General features: G+C 64.4%; 16 protein-coding genes. 4 read left to right on the top strand and 12 right to left on the bottom strand.

From position 1 onward, the window contains the following. Window positions 1-76 precede the first annotated feature (76 nt). A complete protein-coding gene (locus tag ACIPUD_RS04490; protein ID WP_018459310.1) occupies window positions 77-403 on the bottom strand; it encodes a hypothetical protein in 327 nt (108 codons plus the stop codon). 106 nt (window positions 404-509) lie between these two features. After that, window positions 510-1,283 (bottom strand): ferredoxin--NADP reductase, encoded by a 774-nt coding sequence (locus ACIPUD_RS04485; protein WP_018459311.1) that lies wholly within the window; start codon window positions 1,281-1,283, stop codon window positions 510-512. A 156-nt stretch (window positions 1,284-1,439) separates the two neighbouring features. Here ACIPUD_RS04485 and ACIPUD_RS04480 point away from each other — a divergent pair, with 156 nt between their 5' ends. Together ACIPUD_RS04480 and ACIPUD_RS04475 are read left to right on the top strand one after the other, a co-directional pair. Continuing rightward, entirely contained in the window at window positions 1,440-2,636 is a 1,197-nt protein-coding gene (locus ACIPUD_RS04480) for an amidohydrolase family protein (RefSeq protein WP_446480180.1), read from the top strand. Between the two features lie 108 nt (window positions 2,637-2,744). Then, the gene (locus ACIPUD_RS04475; protein WP_446480179.1) at window positions 2,745-3,434 is read left to right on the top strand and encodes a hypothetical protein; all 690 of its coding nucleotides are present in this window, start codon (window positions 2,745-2,747) and stop codon (window positions 3,432-3,434) included. A gap of 5 nt (window positions 3,435-3,439) precedes the next feature. On the opposite strand, the gene ACIPUD_RS04470 is transcribed toward ACIPUD_RS04475, so the two are convergent. The 9 genes from ACIPUD_RS04470 to ACIPUD_RS04430 all read right to left on the bottom strand — a co-directional run bounded on the left by ACIPUD_RS04470 (window position 3,440) and on the right by ACIPUD_RS04430 (window position 12,074). Further along, on the bottom strand, window positions 3,440-3,829 hold the full coding sequence (locus ACIPUD_RS04470) for a hypothetical protein (protein ID WP_018459313.1): 390 nt from the start codon (window positions 3,827-3,829) through the stop codon (window positions 3,440-3,442). Between the two features lie 42 nt (window positions 3,830-3,871). Then, window positions 3,872-4,327 (bottom strand): MarR family winged helix-turn-helix transcriptional regulator, encoded by a 456-nt coding sequence (locus ACIPUD_RS04465; RefSeq protein ID WP_007592445.1) that lies wholly within the window; start codon window positions 4,325-4,327, stop codon window positions 3,872-3,874. 26 nt (window positions 4,328-4,353) lie between these two features. Then, window positions 4,354-5,058 (bottom strand): ABC transporter ATP-binding protein, encoded by a 705-nt coding sequence (locus ACIPUD_RS04460; protein ID WP_018459315.1) that lies wholly within the window; start codon window positions 5,056-5,058, stop codon window positions 4,354-4,356. Next, window positions 5,055-5,846 carry an ABC transporter ATP-binding protein gene (locus ACIPUD_RS04455; protein WP_018459316.1) on the bottom strand — a complete coding sequence of 264 codons (792 nt, stop codon included), beginning with the start codon at window positions 5,844-5,846 and terminating at the stop codon, window positions 5,055-5,057. The genes ACIPUD_RS04460 and ACIPUD_RS04455 overlap by 4 nt, the downstream gene beginning before the upstream one ends. Beyond that, on the bottom strand, window positions 5,843-7,732 hold the full coding sequence (locus ACIPUD_RS04450; RefSeq protein WP_247370839.1) for an ABC transporter permease: 1,890 nt from the start codon (window positions 7,730-7,732) through the stop codon (window positions 5,843-5,845). The genes ACIPUD_RS04455 and ACIPUD_RS04450 overlap by 4 nt, the downstream gene beginning before the upstream one ends. Window positions 7,733-7,884: 152 nt before the next feature. Beyond that, window positions 7,885-9,087: an ABC transporter substrate-binding protein gene (locus ACIPUD_RS04445; RefSeq protein ID WP_018459318.1), complete on the bottom strand. Its 1,203-nt coding sequence runs from the start codon at window positions 9,085-9,087 to the stop codon at window positions 7,885-7,887. A gap of 24 nt (window positions 9,088-9,111) precedes the next feature. Next, window positions 9,112-9,696 (bottom strand): amino acid synthesis family protein, encoded by a 585-nt coding sequence (locus ACIPUD_RS04440; RefSeq protein WP_085352760.1) that lies wholly within the window; start codon window positions 9,694-9,696, stop codon window positions 9,112-9,114. A 27-nt stretch (window positions 9,697-9,723) separates the two neighbouring features. Beyond that, window positions 9,724-10,620 (bottom strand): UPF0280 family protein, encoded by an 897-nt coding sequence (locus ACIPUD_RS04435; RefSeq protein WP_085395876.1) that lies wholly within the window; start codon window positions 10,618-10,620, stop codon window positions 9,724-9,726. Then, window positions 10,617-12,074, bottom strand: a complete 1,458-nt coding sequence (locus tag ACIPUD_RS04430; protein WP_446480178.1) for a 6-hydroxynicotinate reductase — start codon at window positions 12,072-12,074, stop codon at window positions 10,617-10,619. The genes ACIPUD_RS04435 and ACIPUD_RS04430 overlap by 4 nt, the downstream gene beginning before the upstream one ends. Window positions 12,075-12,355: 281 nt before the next feature. Here ACIPUD_RS04430 and ACIPUD_RS04425 point away from each other — a divergent pair, with 281 nt between their 5' ends. Together ACIPUD_RS04425 and ACIPUD_RS04420 are read left to right on the top strand one after the other, a co-directional pair. Next, the gene (locus ACIPUD_RS04425) at window positions 12,356-12,838 is read left to right on the top strand and encodes a (2Fe-2S)-binding protein (RefSeq protein ID WP_085395874.1); all 483 of its coding nucleotides are present in this window, start codon (window positions 12,356-12,358) and stop codon (window positions 12,836-12,838) included. Further along, window positions 12,838-16,368, top strand: a complete 3,531-nt coding sequence (locus tag ACIPUD_RS04420) for a molybdopterin cofactor-binding domain-containing protein (RefSeq protein ID WP_446480177.1) — start codon at window positions 12,838-12,840, stop codon at window positions 16,366-16,368. Before ACIPUD_RS04425 ends, ACIPUD_RS04420 begins: the two co-directional genes overlap by 1 nt. Here the strand turns inward: ACIPUD_RS04420 and ACIPUD_RS04415 are convergent. After that, window positions 16,365-17,333: a catechol 2,3-dioxygenase gene (locus ACIPUD_RS04415; RefSeq protein WP_085395872.1), complete on the bottom strand. Its 969-nt coding sequence runs from the start codon at window positions 17,331-17,333 to the stop codon at window positions 16,365-16,367. The genes ACIPUD_RS04420 and ACIPUD_RS04415 overlap by 4 nt on opposite strands. Between the last annotated feature and the right edge of the window lie 130 nt (window positions 17,334-17,463).

Raw genomic sequence — 17,463 nt, 5'->3', positions numbered from 1 at the left:
ACATGGTGCACGACGCCGCCCGCGCAAGGGATACGGAACCTCCGCTTCGGCTTCGGTGCAGGCGTGAGAGTCGAGTCTACCCCCGCCCCGGCGAACGCGGGCCGATCTTGCGCTGCTGCTGGTTGGTGTAGGCGTCCCAATTGCTCCAGCTGCCGTTGCTGAGGCTTCGCAGGTCGGTGGTGAGCGGACGGCGCGTGCGCTTGTCGTGATCGGCGATCACGCGCTCGGATTGCACGATCTTGCGCTTGAGTTCCCCGAGCGCCTTCTGGGTCTGGCCGTTCCGCTTCGAAGACGCGATCTCGCCCATCGTGAAGCGCGCGGTTTCGAGCGCCTTCAACTCGGCGCGGTTCTTCTTCAACTGAACCCGGTGCCAGGCGATATTGCTGTCGCTGTCCGCAACCATGTGGGAACTCCGCTGATTCGTTCCCACAGTGTATCGCGTGCCGAATCGACGCCGCAACGGGCGCGCGGCGGCGAAAATACGGTCTTCTTGCGCGGGGGTTCCGGGCTCAGCGCTCGGCGAAGGCCTTTTCGACCACGAATTGGGCCGGCTCGCCGTGATTGCCCTCGACAAGACCCCGCTCGCCGAGGAGCACGCGGGTATCCGCCACCAGCGCCGGGCTGCCGCAGATCATGACGCGATCGTGGGCCGCTTCCAGTGCCGGCAGGCCGATGTCGGAAAACAGCTTGCCCGACGTGATGAGATCGGTGATGCGCCCGCGATTGCGGAAGGGATCGCGCGTCACGGTCGGATAGTAGATCAGCTGGTTGCGGATGTACTCGCCGATCAGCTCGTCCTTGGGCAGCGTCTCGGTGATCATCTCGCCATAGGCGAGCTCCTTCACGTGTCGGCAACCGTGCAGCAGCACGACCTTCTCGAACCGCTCGTAGGTTTCGGGGTCCTTGATCACGCTCAGGAACGGCGCAAGACCCGTACCGGTGCCGATGAGGTAGAGGTTGCGGCCGTCCTCCAGATTGTCGATCACCAGCGTGCCGGTGGCCTTGCGGCTGACGATGATCTCGTCGCCTTCCTTTAGATGCTGGAGCCGTGAGGTGAGCGGGCCGTCCGCGACCTTGATCGAGAAGAACTCCAGCGTGTCCTCGTAATTGGCGCTGGCGACGCTGTAGGCCCGCAGCAGCGGCTTCTCGCCGACCTTGAGCCCGATCATGGTGAATTCGCCGTTGCGGAAGCGGAAGGTCGGGCTGCGGGTGGTCTTGAAGGAGAACAGCGTGTCGGTCCAGTGGTGGACGCTCAAAACGGCTTCCTGATTGAAATTGCTCATCTCACCCTTCCGTGGCGCGTCGTGGCGGTTTTCAAGGCGGCAGCTAGGCGTCGTTTGTATACGATCATTTGTATACTAATGAATAATCCGACTTGATCCCGCGGTCAAGGCTGCCCAAGATCGGAAGCGTTGCAGTTAAGGACAAGGACCCATTCCATGGCGCATGACGCACCCCAGGCCACCGGACCCTCGAAGCTCGTGATCCGCAATATCGGCCTGATCCTGTCCGGCGCGCTGGAAAAGCCGATCCTGGACGGCGACACCATCGTCGCCGAGAACGGCAAGATCACCGCGATCGGCCGCTTCAAGGACCTCAACACCGAAGGCGCGACCACCATCGTCGAGGCCAACGGCACCACGGTGGCGCCCGGCCTGATCGACAGCCATGTCCATCCTGTTGCGGGCGACTGGACGCCGCGCCAGAACCAGATCGGCTGGATCGACAGCAATTTGCATGGCGGCGTCACCACGATGATTTCCGCCGGCGAGGTGCATATGCCCGGCCGCCCGCGCGACGTCGTGGGGTTGAAGGCGATGGCCATCTTCGCGCAGCGTGCATTCTGGAATCTGCGGCCTGGCGGCGTGAAGGTTCACGCCGGCGCGCCTGTGATCGAGTGCGAGATGGTGGAGGAGGACTTCAAGGAGTTGGCCGCAGCCGGCGTCAAGCTGCTCGGCGAAGTCGGCCTGGGCGGCGTCAAGGACGGCCCCACGGCGCGAAAAATGGTCGGCTGGGCCCGCAAATATGGCCTCCAGAGCACGATCCACACCGGCGGTCCTTCGATCCCCGGCTCCGGATTGATCGACAAGGATGTGGTGCTTGAGGCAGACACCGACGTGGTTGGCCACATCAATGGCGGTCACACCGCGCTTCCCGACGACCAGATCCGCTGCATCTGCGAGGGCTGCAAGCGCGGCCTCGAGCTCGTTCACAATGGCAACGAGCGCTCGGCGCTGTTCACGTTGCGCATTGCGCGCGAGATGGGCGATCTGCACCGCGTCATCCTCGGCACCGATGCGCCGGCCGGCTCCGGCGTGCAGCCGCTCGGCATTCTCCGCATGGTGTCGATGCTGTCCTCGCTTGGCGACCTCCCGGCCGAGGTCGCGTTTTGCCTGGCCACCGGCAACACGGCGCGGATGCGCGAATTGGATTGCGGCCTGATCGAAGTGGGCCGCTCGGCCGATTTCGTCATCATGGACAAGGCGCAGCACTCGGCCGGCAAGAACATTTTGGACAGCGTCCAACTCGGCGACCTCCCCGGCATCGGCATGACCATCATTGACGGTATCGTGCGCACCCAGCGCAGCCGCAACACCCCGCCGGCCGGCAGGGTGCCCGAGGTGGTGGCGAAGTGACGCAGCCGGAGCGGCTCGCCGCTCCCGTGCTCCCTTGACAGCATTGAACAAGTCGTCGGCCTGCTGCGTCTAACGCAGGCAGTTCATTGCTGGAACGCTGAGGGAGACATGAAGAATTCGTCGCGGATTGCCGCCGGTGTTGCCGGTGCGGTCGGAGGTTATGTCGCGACCTTTGTGCTGTTTTCAGTGCTCGATCTGGGCAACCGGGCGGACCCGATCACGTCTGGCCTGTTGGCACTGTTCGTCTACTCACCCATCGGAGCGATCGCTGGCGTGGTGCTTGCCAGCTGGCTGGTGACGCGTTCCGGCACGGATGCAGGCAATAGCGGTCTCGCGCGCAACAGCCTGAAATCGCTTGGTGTCGTGGTCCTGCTTTGCGTGGCCGCCGCCGCCACCTACCTGGGCGTCGCGTACATGACGGCCACGCCCTGGCTCAACCGAAACGGCGCCACTCCTCTGCTCGTCTTCGAGGTTCGCCTTCCGGCCGGCGCAACCGTGCCGAAGTCACCGCAAGATATCACCATCGAATTGCAGACGGACCTCAACACCATGCCGGGCCAATCGAACGCAGCTGGCTTCCATAGTGACGGCGATCAGCCCGTCATCGCAGGCGAAGTCGAACTGGCGTTCCGAACCTCGCACCGGCAACTCGCCGTCAACATCCAGGGACAGCCCAGCCGAATCTACCCGATCGGATTGACGGCCTCGGCTCCGCATACGCCGGAGTTCGGAACGTGGCGGCGGCTCGCCGATGGCAGCGAAATCCGCTATCGCGCAAAATGGCCGGGGAAGACGTAGCAGGATCACCGCGGTTTCGCTATCTCACAACGCACATAGGTCTGGCGCTTGCCCGGCCCGACCGGGCTGTTGTCCATCACCAGCTTGCCGTCCGCGGCAATGGAAACCCGGGGACTGGAGCGATACTTCTCACCCTCGCCTTCGCAGGCGAGCTTCATTTTCCAGGCGAGCTTCCCGTCGGCAGTGATCTCGCTGGCGCGGCACCGGGTCTCGTACCAATACAGACGGTTGCCGCCCTCGATGCTCATGCGGTTGGCGCTGTCCTCGTCGCGGCAATCCTTTTTGGTTGACGCCCAGAACCCCTCATAGGCTTGCGCCGCCAGGGCGGGAGCAGACTGGCCCGCCAGCATCACACTCATGCTCAGAGCCATAGCAAACCGGGTCGCCGCTCTCATGTCAAAAACCTCGACAAGACCTTCACCGAGGTTAGTCGCGCCTCACCGCAGCTTGTTCAACAGCGCCATCAGCATCTCGCGCTCCTTTGCCTCGAGCGGCGCCAGCGTCTCTCGTGTGATCGCAAGCGCATTCGGCGCGACCTTTTCCGCCAATTGCTGGCCCGCGCGCGTCAGGCTGACCAGAAGCCGCCGTCCATCCTCCGGATCCTGGCTGGTCTCGGTGAGGCCGCGCGCCGTCAACCGATCGATCACGCCCTTGATGGTCGCCACGTCCATCGCAGTCAGGCGCCCGAGCTGGTTCTGCGAGCATGGCCCGGCCTCGGCGAGCTTCGACAGCGCCGCCCATTGCGTCGGCGTAATGTTGGTGCCGATCTCGCGAGAGAAGATCGCGCTGTGGCGCTGCCAGACCTGGCGAAGGATGAAGCCGACCTGCTCGTCGAGCACATAAGGCGGCTTTGCCGGTTTGACGCTTTTCTTCGCCGCGACGCTTCTCGCCATCCGCTCGATGCCCTTGCCCTTTGCCTTCACAACGACAGATGCGCGTCGCGGATATCCGGACGCGCGTCGAGCTCGGCCATGGTGCCGCCGAAGCAGATGCGGCCGCGCTCGATGATATAGGCGCGATCGGAGATCAGCCGCGCAAAATGCAGATTCTGCTCGGAGACGACGATGCTGACGCCCTCCTTCTTCATGGTCAGGATGGCCTCGACCATCTGCTCCACGATTTTCGGCGACAGGCCTTCCGAGGGCTCATCCAGCAGCACCAGCGATGGATTGCCCATCAGCGTGCGCGCGATGGTGAGCATCTGCTGCTCGCCGCCGCTCATGCGGCCGCCCGGGCGATTTTTCATCTCGCCGAGGTTAGGGAACAGCGAAAACAGCTTGTCGCGAGTCCAGTGCGGCGCGTTCGGGCGCTTCGGCTGGCGGCCGACCTCGAGATTCTCTTCCACCGTCAAATCGGTGAAGATACGCCGCTCCTCCGGCACGTAACCAAGCCCATCCCGCACGATCTCATGTGTCGGACGCGCCGAGACATCCTTGCCTTCGAACATGATCCGCCCCGACCGCTGCGCGACGAGCCCGACGATCGAGCGGAACGTCGTCGACTTGCCGGCGCCATTGCGGCCGAGCAACGCCACGACTTCCCCCTGGCCGACCTCGAACCCGATGTCGAACAGGATATGCGCCGGGCCGTAATGACTGTTGAGATCCTGTACTGTGAGCTTCATGCCGATGCTCCCTCGCGATGCCCGGCCTCGTAAAGCAGGCCCTCGCCGAGGTAGACCGCCTGCACTTGCGGATTGCCGCGGACCTGGGCGGGCGAGCCCTCGGCGATCAGCGTGCCGCGGTTGAGCACAATGATGCGGTCGGCGTGCTCGAACACCACGTCCATGTCGTGCTCGGTGAAGAGAACGCCGATCGATTTTTCCCGGGCGATCTGCGCGGTCAGCCGCATCAAATCGACCCGCTCGCGCGGCGCCATGCCGGCGGTCGGCTCGTCCATCAGCAGCAGCTTTGGCTGGTTGGCGAGCGCGACGGCGAGCTCGAGCCGCTTGAGATCGCCATAGGCAAGCTCGCCGCAGGGGCGATCGGCGTAACCGCCCATGCCGACCAGCTCGAGCAGTCGCCCGGCTTCGCCGCGGTCGAAGTTCGGCGCCGAGCCCCAAAGATTGTACAATTGCTTGCCATGCGAGATCAGCGCGACTTGCACGTTCTCGCGCACCGTCATGGTCGCGAAGGTCGCGGTGATCTGGAAGGTGCGACCCACGCCCATCCGCCAGATCTCGCGCGGCTTCCTGCCGGTTGTGTCCTCGCCGAGCAGGCGGACGTGGCCGGTATCAGGCTTGTTCTGGCCATTGAGCATGTCGAAACAGGTGCTCTTGCCTGCGCCGTTCGGTCCGATCAGCGCCAGGATTTCACCGGCGCGCAGCGAGAACGAGACGCCGCGCACGGCATGGACGCCGCCATAGGATTTGGTCAGTCCTTCGACCGCGAGAAGTGGGGGCGCGACGCTCATTCGGCGGACTCGATCGGCTTGGCAAGCAAGGGTGACCCCGGCGGCGACGTCTTCCTGCGGCGCTGCGCTAGCATCTCCAGCATGCCGACGATGCCCTTGGGGAAGACGACGACGATCAGAACGATGAAACCGCCGAGCACGAGTTTTGACAGGTCGGTCTGACTGACCAGCCAGATGTTCAAGGCCTTGTAGACGATGGCGCCGATCACCGCGCCCGACACCGTCTCGACGCCGCCGAGCAGCACCATGACAAGGGCGTCGACCGAGAGCGAGATGCCGAGATTGTCCGGAAAGACGCTGCCCTTGAGGTAGGCGAACAGCGCGCCGCCAATGCCCGCGGTCGTGCCCGCGATCACGAAGGCGGTCCACTGGATACGCTTGGTGTTGATGCCGACCGCTTCGCTGCGCAGCAGCGAGTCGCGCGTCGCCCTCAGCGCATAGCCGAACGGCGAGAACACCATGGCCCGCAAAGCGATCGTCACGAGCGCCGCAACACCGAGCGACAGCCAATAGAAATGCGATGGGCTCGCCGCCCAGCTCGAGGGCCAGACGCCCAGGATGCCGTTGTCGCCGCCGGTGACGCTCACCCACTGGAACGCGATCGACCAGACGATCTGCGCGAAGGCGAGCGTCAGCATCGCAAAATAGACGCCGGAGAGCTGCACCGCGAAGAAGCCGAACACGGCAGCGCCCATGCAGCCGAGCAGCGGACCGAGCAACAGGCAGACGATCATCGGCAGTCCCGCCATCTTGGCGAGGAAAGCGACGCCGTAGGCGCCGAGGCCGAAATAGGCGGCGTGGCCAAAGGACGCGAGCCCGCCGACCGACATCAGGAAGTGCAGGCTGACGGCGAAGATCACCGAGATCGCGATCTCGGAGCCGACGGTGAGCGCATAGTTGCCGGCGAACAGCGGCAGCGTCGCCGCAACGACGAGCGCTGCAAACGCAGCCAACCGCTCATTCGACGTCAGCGGTCGCCAGGGATTGACGGTGAGACCGGGCGTCTTGCGGGCCGGCGCCTCGGGCCTGCCGAACAAGCCCCAGGGCCGCACGATCAGCACCACCGCCATCACCAGGAAGACCAGGATGATAGAAATTTTTGGAAAGATCAGGATGCCGAAGGCGTTGAGCTCGGAGACCAGCACAGCCGCGACGAAAGCGCCGATGATGCTACCGAGGCCTCCGATCACCACGACGACGAAGACCTCGACGATGATGCGCAAATCCATCGCATGATGCACGGCATCGCGTGGGATCTGGAGCGCACCGCCGAGAGCGGCGAGGAAAACGCCGACCGCAAACACGCTCGTGAACAACCATTTCTGATTGACGCCCAGCGCCGCGACCATGTCGCGGTCCTGCGTCGCTGCGCGCACCAGAACGCCCCAGCGCGTGCGCTGGAACAAGAGCCAGAGAATGCCGAGCACGACCGGTCCGAGCACGATCAGAAACAGATCATAGCTCGGAATGTTCTGGCCGAAGAAGTCGATCGCCCCCTTGAAGCCGGGCGCACGGCGCCCCACGAGATCGTCTGGGCCCCAGATCAGGACGACGAGGTCCTCGACCATCAAGGTCAGGCCGAAGGTCGCAAGCAGCTGGAACAGCTCGGGCGCGTGATAGATGCGCCGGAGCAGCACCATCTCGACGATGACGCCGATCAGCGCCACCGCGAACGCCGCCGCCACGATGCCGCCCCAGAAGCCGAATGCACCTGACAGCCGCTCCGTCAGCGTGAAGGCGACATAGGCGCCGATCATGTAAAAGGCGCCATGCGCAAAATTCACGATCCGCGTCACGCCAAAGATGATCGACAGGCCCGACGCCACCAGGAAAAGCGACGCTGCGCTGGCGAGACCGGTCAGAAACTGTACGACGTAAAAGGCCATCTGCGGTCCGGGTTAAGCGTAAGTCGCAATATTAGGCTTCATCCTTCGAGACGGCGCTACGCGCCTCCTCAGGATGAGGTCCGGGACCCTCATGGTGAGGAGCGCGGCTGCGCCGCGCGTCTCGAACCACGAGGCCCCGGTCTCACTTTGGATCAATCCTTCGGACGCAGCTTCTCGACTTCGGCATCACTTGGTAGATAGTCCGCGCCCTTCTTGTAAGACGAGTCCACCATCACGCCCTTACCGTCCTTCAGCGCGGTCTTGCCGACATAGGCACCGAGCGTCGACTGGTGATCGATCTTGCGGAAGGTGATCTCGCCCAGCGGCGACGGCATCGAAAGTCCTTCCGCCGCAGTGATCAGCTTCTCCGGATCGGTCGAATTGGCCTTCGCCAGGATCGCCGCCGCCGACTTGATGGTCTGGTAGCCAACGATCGAGCCGAGGCGCGGATAGTCGTTGTACTTGGCCTGATAGGCCTTCAGGAACGCGTCGTGCTCGGGCGTCTTGATCGAGTACCAGGGATAGCCGGTGACGATCCAACCCTCGGGCGTCTCCTCCTTGAGCGGATCGAGATATTCCGGCTCACCGGTGAGGAACGAGACGACCTCGCGTCCCTTGAACAGGCCGCGGGTGTTGCCTTCGCGCACGAGCTTGACGAGATCGGCGCCGAAGGTGACGTTGAGGATCGCTTCGGGATTGGCCGCGGCAACCGCCTGCACTACCGGACCGGCGTCGATCTTGCCCTGCGGCGGCCACTGCTCATCGACCCACTGGATGTCGGGCCGCTTCTCCGACATCAGCTTCTTGAACACCGCGACCGCGGACTGGCCGTATTCATAGTTCGGCGCGATCGTCGCCCAGCGCTTTGCGGGCAGCTTGCTGGCCGCTTCCACCAGCATCGCGGCCTGCATGTAGTTCGAAGGACGCAGTCGGAACGTGTACTTGTTGCCTTTCGACCAGGTGATGGCGTCCGTCAGAGGCTCGGCCGCCAGAAAGAACACCTTCTTCTGGTTGGCGAAGTCGCTGACCGCAAGACCGATGTTCGACAGGAACGTACCCGTCAGCATCGCCACGCCCTCGCTCGACACCAGCTCGTTGGCCGCGGTCTGCGCATCTGCCGGCTTGCCACCATCGTCCTTGGAGACGACGATGAGCTTCTTGCCGTTGATGCCGCCGGCCGCATTGATCTCTTCGACCGCGAGCTGCCAGCCCTTGCGATAGGGCTCAGTGAACGCCGGCAGCAGCGAGTAGCTGTTGATCTCGCCGATCTTGATGTCCTGCGCAAGGGCCGAATGAGCCATGCCGCTTGCCAACAGCGCGAACGCCGCCCCGACAAAATAGTTCTTTGCTCGCATCCCAACCTCCACTTTCTGAAAAGATTAACGCAGTCCGTCTTCGCCCTTGATCTCCGCAACGGTCAGCCCGCCGACGCGCGGCAAAGGACGGCCACTGTCGGTGACGGCGACCGCGACCATGATCTCGTTGGCGCGCGGCGCGTCGTTGATCTGCACTTCCATGCCATCGAAATGACTGCGCACGAAGGCTGCATCCTTGTGGCCCAGCGGAACGTCCAGCGTCGTGCCGGGTCCACTGCGCTTCTTCGACGACGGGATCAGCGCAGCGCCTTTGCCCAGCACTTTACGCACCGGCGCGCCCATTTTCGGGTGAAGGATGGCGGCTGCATGCTCCAGCTCGCCATTCTCGCCGACGGCCGCGGCCTTGCCATAGCTCTGCGCCTTGGACCCGTCGATGCCGAGCGCCGCCACCGCGCGCTTCGAGAGCAGCTCGCCGAGCTCCTCGCCAATCGCGATCAGCGGCGAGAGATCCTCGACATACTTTCCAGCAAACGGATTCTCGATCACGGCGATCGCCGCCGCACGCCGCGTCGGCGGTGAGACCTGGCGGCCCATCTCCATCTGCGTCTCTTCGACGACGGTGACGATCTTGCGGATGATCGCGCTCATGATTGTTTCCTCAAACCGCTTCCCAGTTCAGGCATGGACCGCGTTCTCTTGTACAAGCGGGCGCGATCGTTGCCGTTCAATATCCTTGGTCCCGATGACAATCATATCACCACAAAGCTGCAACACGGCACCCTCGATCAATCCGCGATCGAATAATTGCCGTGCACATTCCGCGCCAGATTCGAGCGCGGTGGTGATCTCGTTCTGCGACAATCCACCAACGTTGCGGGTCACGAGCCGCGCGCCAAGATCGCTGTCGGGCTGAAGTTCGTTCGCAGGTTTTCGGATGATGGCGGGATGCTCCGGCAGATCGACGGCGTTCGCAACGATCGTCGCGGCCGCGTCGGCTTGCGACGCCGTTCCGGCCAGCACGGTCACCGCATCGGCAATCCCGAGGGAAAAGCTGCGGCCGTGCCGTCCGCTGGTCGCAATGCCACGCACGGGATCATCGGCGTCCACCCTGATTGTCCGCATCACGCCGTCGCGATCGGGCCGGTCCATCAGGCCGACCGAAAAATGCTCGCCCTCGCCGAGATGCAGGGCAATGTCTCCGCCATTGTTGACATAGGCCCGATCGAGCGCCGCAGCGTTCAGCATTGCGCCCAACACCTCCTCCGCCACGCTGCCGGCCACAGCGGCCATCGGCGTGATGAAGCCATCACCGGCATAGGGCGCCACCGCGGCGTGCATGCGACGCGCCACAACGCCTCTCAACGAGGTCCGCTCCTCGACAGCGGTCCGCAGTTCCGGCAGTTCCGCGCAGAGCTCGTCGAGAAGCCCGGTGAACCGTTCGGCCGCAGCCTTATAGGCCTCGCGCACTGCGTCGGCCGCCCCCCTCGCCTCGACGATCAGGTCAATCGGTCCATCCTGCAAATGCAGCCGCCGGCCGTCAGACAGCAACGCGATTTGCGGGAGCCTTGTCATGCCCGGGGTCCCGGGATCGGGTTCTGCCAGGGCAATTGGCGGACATCGTCGCCGCCCTGAACTTCGGCGAGCGGCTTCACATAATCCATGTGCCCGCCGAGCGCCGCATAGTCCGACAGCTTCATCGTGAATTCGATCGGCGCCACCAGCGCGGGCGTCGGCACGTAACCGAATGCCCCCGCCGGCATCTGCGTCACGTCGACCATGTAGGTGATGCCGCCGCCCGGCCAGACATAGACCGGCGCGCCGCCACTGGTGACGCGCGTCAGCGCGTCCTTCACCGAGCGCGTCAGCCGCACCGGATTGTCGGTCACGCCCGCCCGCAAGGAACCACCGGCGCCCGCCATGAACAGCACCGTACACAGCGCCGGTTCGCAATTCTCCTGAATGCGCTCGACCGAAAACTTGAGGTCCTCCGGCATCTGGGTCTCGACCGGCTTCAAGGCTTCGTCGAGCACGTAATAGGACGAATGCTCGCCCGTCGTGGAGACCATCAGCATCGAGAGGCCAGGCTTGGCCTCCTTCGCGTCGAACGGTCCCAGGATTGCGAGCGGATCGGAGATATTGGTGCCGCCCCAACCCGTGCCGGGATCGGCGACCTGGAAATAGCGGCCGGGCGTCGAGCGGCGCCCATTCATCTTGATGCCGGTATCGGCGATGTCGAGCAGCTTGCCGGCCTGGTGCTCCGAGAGCACGCCGGTGATATGGTCGTCGACCACGACGACCTCGTCGACCTTGCCGTGCCATTGCTTGGCGAACATGCCGATGGTCGCCGAGCCGCAGCCGACGCGCATGCGCTCTTCTTTCATGCCGTTGACGATCGGCGGCTGGCCGGCCTGCACCACCACGCTCGCGCCGCCGTCGATGGTGAGTTCGACCGCCTTGCAATTTGCGAGGTCCATCAGCGTGTCGCAGGTGACGCGGCCTTCCTTCTTGGAGCCGCCGGTCAGATGGTGCACGCCGCCGAGCGACAGCATCTGCGAACCGTATTCGCTGGTGGTGACATGACCGACCGCCTCGCCTTGTGCACGGACGGTCGCCGTCTCCGGCCCGAGATAACGGTCGGTGTCGATCTTCACCTTGATGCCGCAGTACGAGAAGATGCCCTCGGTGACGACAGTCACCATGTCGACGCCATCGACCTCCGCCGAGACGATGAACGGCGCCGGCTTGTAGTCGGGATAGGTGGTCCCCGCGCCGATCGCCGTTACAAAGGTGGAAGGCTCGTGGACGATCTTGCCGTCCCAATCTTCGGTGCGGCTGAACGGAACGAGCTTGCCGCCATGCGACACGGTGCGCTCCAGGATCACATGCGGATCGACGCGGACGAGCTTGCCTTCGTGATTGGCATAGCGGTCGCAGGCGCCCGCCGCGCCCGGCTTGATGTAGCACATCACCGGACACGCATCGCAGCGGATCTTGTCGATGGCGGCGCTCGTAGGTTCAGTCACCATGTCAAAGCCAGCCGACAGTGCAGTTATCATTTGTACACGAACGATGTTGCGCGCCCTCCCGATGACTGTCAAGCGGCGGTGCGGCGCAAAACATACGCCTGCCGCATAAAACCTCATTTGCCTATCCGCCCTGTCCACAAAGAAGGCACTCGCGCTGCACTGCGGCATGTCTGGCTTGCACGTTTGTGTACAAACGGTATCGTCGCAACGTAGATTTTGCGCGGACTTGGAATTCGCGAAGCCTTGGCCGCGGCGCTCAACGACTCGACTTGGGAACGAGGATGACGCAGACACCGATCCGCATCACCGTGAACGGCAGAATCCACGAGATCACTGCGGCGCGAGACACGCCGCTGCTCTACGTGCTGCGCAACGATCTCGCGCTCAACGGTCCGAAATACGGTTGCGGCCTCGGTGAATGCGGCACCTGCACTGTCCTGATCGGTGGCGCTGCGGCGCGCTCCTGCGTCATTCCGATCAGTGGCTGCGCCGGCCGCGACATCGTGACGCTCGAGGGGCTCGGCACCCGCGCCGAGCCGGATGTGGTGCAGCAGGCCTTCATCGACGAGCAGGCCGCGCAATGCGGCTATTGCCTCAACGGCATGATCATGACGACCAAGGCGCTGCTTGCGATCAACCCTCAGCCCACCGAACAGGAGGCGCTGGCGGCGCTGCGCTACAATCTCTGTCGCTGCGGCACGCATATCGAAATCCTTCGCGCCGTGATGCGTGCGTCTGGTCAGCTTGCCGAGGCCGGTGATTGATGGCCTCCCCGCATCCGAACGGAGCTGAGCTGCAATCCGGCTCGCTCGTCGTCGTCCGCACGGTGGACGAGTGCACATCCGAGACCTTCGTCCGCATCACCGCGGACGGTTCGGTCACAGCCTACAATGGTCATGTCGATCTCGGCACCGGCATCCGCACGGCGCTTGGCCAGATCGTGGCTGAAGAGCTCGACGTCTCCTTTGCCCGCCTCGTCGTGGTGCTCGGCGACACCGCAACGGTGCCGAACCAGGGCGCCACGATCGCAAGCGAGACCATTCAGATCACTGCCGTTCCCCTGCGCAAAGCCGCCGCGCAGGCGCGTCACTTCCTGATCGCACGTGCGGCCGAGCGCCTGGAGCTGCCGGCAGCCGATCTCAGGATCGAAGACGGCCTCGTGCGCGGGCACGACAATCGCAGCGTCAGCTATGGCGAGTTGATCGGCGGAGAGACCATTCGTCTCGAGCTTGCCGACGACGTCGCCGTCAAGCCGGTCGGCGATTACGCCATTGTCGGCCAATCGATGCCACGCGTCGACCTGCCCGCCAAGGCCACGGGCGAGCTGACCTTCGTGCACGACATCCGTATGCCGGGCATGCTGCACGGCCGCGTGGTGCGCCCGCCCTATGCCGGCGTCGACGCCGGCCCGTTCGTCGGCACCAGCCTGATTTCGGTCGATGAATCCTCGGTGCGCGACATTCCCGGCATCATGGCCGTCGTACGCATCGGCGATTTCGTCGGAATCGTCGCGGAGCGCGAGGAGAACGCGATCCGCGCGGCGGAGCAGCTTGCGGTGAGCTGGCGACCGACGCCGGATCTGACCGATCTCGCCAACGTCGAAACGGCGCTGCGTGCCAGCCCGTCCACGCCGCGCACGCTGATCGACAAGGGCGACGTCGATGCTGCCATTGCCGGTGCGGCCAAGCCGATCCGGCGCACTTACGTCTGGCCATATCAGATGCATGCCTCGATCGGCCCGTCCTGCGCGGTCGCCGACTTCCAGGACGGCAACATCCGTGTCTGGTCGGGCACGCAGAACCCGCACGTGCTGCGCGCAGACCTGTCACTGCTGATCGAGCGTCCCGAGAGCGAGATCGAGGTCATCAGGTTGGAGGCCGCCGGATGCTACGGCCGCAACTGCGCCGACGATGTCACCGCGGACGCTTTGTTGCTCTCGCGCGCGGTCGGCCGGCCCGTGCGCGTACAGCTGACGCGCGAGCAGGAACACGCCTGGGAGCCCAAAGGCGCCGCGCAGCTCATCGACGTCAATGGCGGTCTGGATGCGGCGGGCGACGTCGCTGCCTACGATCTCGCTACGCGCTATCCGTCGAATGCCGCGCCGACGTTGGCGCTGTTGCTGACGGGACGGATATCGCCGAGGCCGGACGTCCTCCAGATGGGCGACCGCACCGCGATCCCGCCTTACGATTACGGCCACATGCGCGTCGTAGCCCACGACATGGCGCCGATCGTGCGCGCGTCCTGGTTTCGCGGCGTCTCGGCCCTGCCCAACACCTTTGCGCATGAATCCTATATCGACGAGGCCGCAACCGAGGCCGGCGTCGATCCGATCGAATATCGCCTGCGTTACCTGAAGGACCAGCGCGCGGTCGATCTCGTCCATGCGGTCGCCGAGCGGGCGGGCTGGACGCCGCGGCCGGTGCGCGAAGAGAAAGACGGCGAGATCGTGCATGGGCGCGGCTTTGCCTATGCGCTCTACGTCCACAGCAAATTCCCCGGCTATGGCGCGGCTTGGTCGGCCTGGGTCACCGACGTTGCCGTGAACAAGTCGACCGGCGAGGTCAGCGTGACGCGCGTGGTTGCTGGGCAGGACTCCGGATTGATGATCAACCCGGACGGTGTGCGCCACCAGATCCATGGCAACGTCATCCAGTCAACCAGCCGCGCACTGATGGAGGAGGTCTCGTTCGAGCGCGGCGCAGTCGCGGCGCGGGAATGGGGCGCCTATCCGATCATCCCCTTCCCTGACGTGCCCAAGATCGACGTGTTGTTGCTGCCGCGGCCGGACCAGCCGCCGCTCGGCGTCGGCGAATCCGCCTCGGTCCCGAGTGCGGCTGCGATTGCGAACGCGATCTTCGATGCCACCGGCGTGCGATTTCGCGAGCCGCCGTTCACGCCCGAGCGCATCCTGAATGGATTGCACAGCGGCGGGCCGGCCACGCCGCAGGCGCTGCCCGCTCCCGCTGCGCCACAACCATCCCGTATCTGGGAGAATCCATTCGCCAAACGCGCCGGCATCTTCGCGACGGTCGCGGCCGTCTGCACCGCGGCGATTGGCATCGGTGCGGCTGTTTTGCCCGGCCGCGCCATCGCACCGATCGCGCGGCCAGACCCATCGGTCTATTCCGCAGCGACGATCGCGCGCGGGCAACAACTGGCCGCACTCGGCAATTGCGCGGAGTGCCACACCATGATCGGCGGTGCGCTCAACGCCGGTGGCCGCGCGCTGGAGACGCCGTTCGGCACGATCTACGCGACCAACATCACGCCCGACGTCGAGACCGGCATCGGCGCCTGGTCCTATCCCGCATTCGAGCGCGCGATGCGCGACGGGCTGCATCGCGACGGACGGCAACTCTATCCCGCCTTCCCCTACACGCACTTTTCGAAGACTGGCGATGCCGACATGCAGGCGCTTTATGCCTCTCTAATGGCACAGCCTGCGGTGCGCGCGACGCAGCCTGCGAATACGCTCGCCTTTCCGTTCAATCTCCGCCCGCTACTTGCCGGATGGAACGCGCTGTTCCACCAGACGCGAGAGTTCAAGCCTGATCCCACGAAATCCGAGGTCTGGAATCGAGGCGCTTATCTCGTCGAAGGTCTCGGCCATTGCACCGCCTGCCATTCGCCGCGCAACACGCTCGGCGCCGAGCAGCGTGACGCCTATCTCGCCGGCGGTTTTGCCGAGGGCTGGGAGGCGCCGCCGCTGACGTCGCTGTCGCAAGCGCCGATCCCGTGGAACGAAGACGAGCTTTTCGCCTATTTGCGCACGGGCCACTCGCGGTATCATGGCGTCGCCGCCGGACCGATGGCGCCTGTTGTCAGGGATCTCACAGCCTTGCCCGATCAGGACATCCGCGCCATGGCCGTCTATCTCAACTCGTTCTATGACACCGCGACCGACGCGAAAGCGCAGGATGCGATCGCTCTGAAGCTAGAAGCTTCAACGCAAGTCACGATGGCGTCCTCCACCGGCGCACGGCTCTATCAGGGCGCCTGCGCCGTCTGCCACGAAGTCGGTGGCCTGCCGCTGTTCGGCAGCCGCCCCTCGCTCGCGCTCAACAGCAATCTGCACAGCGCCACATCGGACAATCTCGTGCAAATCATCCTGCACGGCATCGCCGAGCCGGTGTCGAGCGATCTCGGCTACATGCCGGCCTTCAAGAACAGCATGAGCGATGCGCAGGTGGAGGAACTGGTCACATTCCTGCGCAAGCAGTTCGCACCAGACAGGCCGGCATGGACCGGCGTGCGTGAGACGGTCACGCGCCTCCGGACCTCAGCACATTAAGCGTGCTTCTTCACGTCCACCGGCGGCGTGCCGTGCGTATGGAAGGACTCGATCGTCTTCAGGCCCCACGCCTGCCCCTTCTTGCGTTCCTCTTCCGTCCATACGATCGGCTTCCAGTCGGGCGCGAGGATGAGGCGCGCGCCGGCATTGGCGACTTCGACGCGATTGCCGCCGGGCTCGTAGACGTAGAGAAAAAAGGTCTGCTGGATCGCGTGCTTGTGCGGGCCGGTCTCGATGTGGATGCCGTTCTCCAGGAAGATGTCGGCGGCGCGCAGGATCTCCTCGCGGCTGTCGAGCGCGTAGGTGACGTGATGGAAGCGGCCGGGCGTGCCGGAATGGTCGAGCGAATAGGCAAAATCGTAGCTCTTGTTCGACATCGTCAGCCACATCGCCGCTTCGCGGCCGTCGTTCAGCACGATCTGCTCGGTGAGCCGGCAGCCGAGATAGTTCTCGAAGAACTCGCGGTTGGCCTTGATGTCCACGGCGAGGCAATTGAGGTGGTCGAGGCGGCGGACATTGACGCCGCGCGCGGGAAAGCGCTGTGCCTGGTTCTTCAGGGCGGGCTTCAGCTCGGGCGGCGCCTGATACCATTCGGTCTCGTAATAGAGCTCGACGATGTGTCCATCGGGATCGCGGCAGCGGAAGGTCGGCCCCTGCCCCATGTCGCCGTCGATCCAGCCGATGTCGAAGCCGGACCCCTTCAGCGCCGCGACGCGGCGCTCCAGCGCCTGCTGGCTGCGCGCACGCAACGCCATGTGCTCCATGCCTGACGTCTTCGACGCCGTCAGTTTGAGCGAATAGCGCTCATAATCGTCCCAGCCGCGCAAATAGACCGACTCGCCCTTTTCTCCGCTGACGGTCATGCCCATCACGTCGACGAAGAATTTCAGGCTCTCGTCCGGCTTCGGCGTCAGCAGCTCCATGTGGCCGAGATGAGCGAGATCGAAGATCGGTTCGGGCTGCATGGGTCTCCTCCAAGACGTGGCTTGCGATCCGCTGGACCGGTCCCGCGATCCGGCGCAGGCTGTAATGCGCTCACGAGCCGGTGGGCGGCAGCGAGGCCGCCGGTTTATTTGTACTAATGTACAAATGATT

It is taken from the genome of Bradyrhizobium sp. CAR08 (genome assembly GCF_052871955.1).
The sequence above is the reverse complement of the archived record's forward strand: the minus strand, read 5'-3'. Positions and strand labels throughout refer to the sequence as shown.

Bases quoted from the DNA above. Each gene is read 5' to 3' on its own strand.
- ACIPUD_RS04415 (WP_085395872.1), bottom strand. From the start codon at position 17,333: ATGCAGCCCGAACCGATCTTCGATCTCGCTCATCTCGGCCACATGGAG.
- ACIPUD_RS04470 (WP_018459313.1), bottom strand. From the start codon at position 3,829: ATGAGAGCGGCGACCCGGTTTGCTATGGCTCTGAGCATGAGTGTGATG.
- ACIPUD_RS04480 (WP_446480180.1), top strand. From the start codon at position 1,440: ATGGCGCATGACGCACCCCAGGCCACCGGACCCTCGAAGCTCGTGATC.
- ACIPUD_RS04460 (WP_018459315.1), bottom strand. From the start codon at position 5,058: ATGAAGCTCACAGTACAGGATCTCAACAGTCATTACGGCCCGGCGCAT.
- ACIPUD_RS04450 (WP_247370839.1), bottom strand. From the start codon at position 7,732: ATGGCCTTTTACGTCGTACAGTTTCTGACCGGTCTCGCCAGCGCAGCG.
- ACIPUD_RS04435 (WP_085395876.1), bottom strand. From the start codon at position 10,620: ATGACAAGGCTCCCGCAAATCGCGTTGCTGTCTGACGGCCGGCGGCTG.
- ACIPUD_RS04430 (WP_446480178.1), bottom strand. From the start codon at position 12,074: ATGGTGACTGAACCTACGAGCGCCGCCATCGACAAGATCCGCTGCGAT.
- ACIPUD_RS04485 (WP_018459311.1), bottom strand. From the start codon at position 1,283: ATGAGCAATTTCAATCAGGAAGCCGTTTTGAGCGTCCACCACTGGACC.
- ACIPUD_RS04475 (WP_446480179.1), top strand. From the start codon at position 2,745: ATGAAGAATTCGTCGCGGATTGCCGCCGGTGTTGCCGGTGCGGTCGGA.
- ACIPUD_RS04440 (WP_085352760.1), bottom strand. From the start codon at position 9,696: ATGAGCGCGATCATCCGCAAGATCGTCACCGTCGTCGAAGAGACGCAG.
- ACIPUD_RS04455 (WP_018459316.1), bottom strand. From the start codon at position 5,846: ATGAGCGTCGCGCCCCCACTTCTCGCGGTCGAAGGACTGACCAAATCC.
- ACIPUD_RS04490 (WP_018459310.1), bottom strand. From the start codon at position 403: ATGGTTGCGGACAGCGACAGCAATATCGCCTGGCACCGGGTTCAGTTG.
- ACIPUD_RS04425 (WP_085395874.1), top strand. From the start codon at position 12,356: ATGACGCAGACACCGATCCGCATCACCGTGAACGGCAGAATCCACGAG.
- ACIPUD_RS04465 (WP_007592445.1), bottom strand. From the start codon at position 4,327: ATGGCGAGAAGCGTCGCGGCGAAGAAAAGCGTCAAACCGGCAAAGCCG.
- ACIPUD_RS04445 (WP_018459318.1), bottom strand. From the start codon at position 9,087: ATGCGAGCAAAGAACTATTTTGTCGGGGCGGCGTTCGCGCTGTTGGCA.
- ACIPUD_RS04420 (WP_446480177.1), top strand. From the start codon at position 12,838: ATGGCCTCCCCGCATCCGAACGGAGCTGAGCTGCAATCCGGCTCGCTC.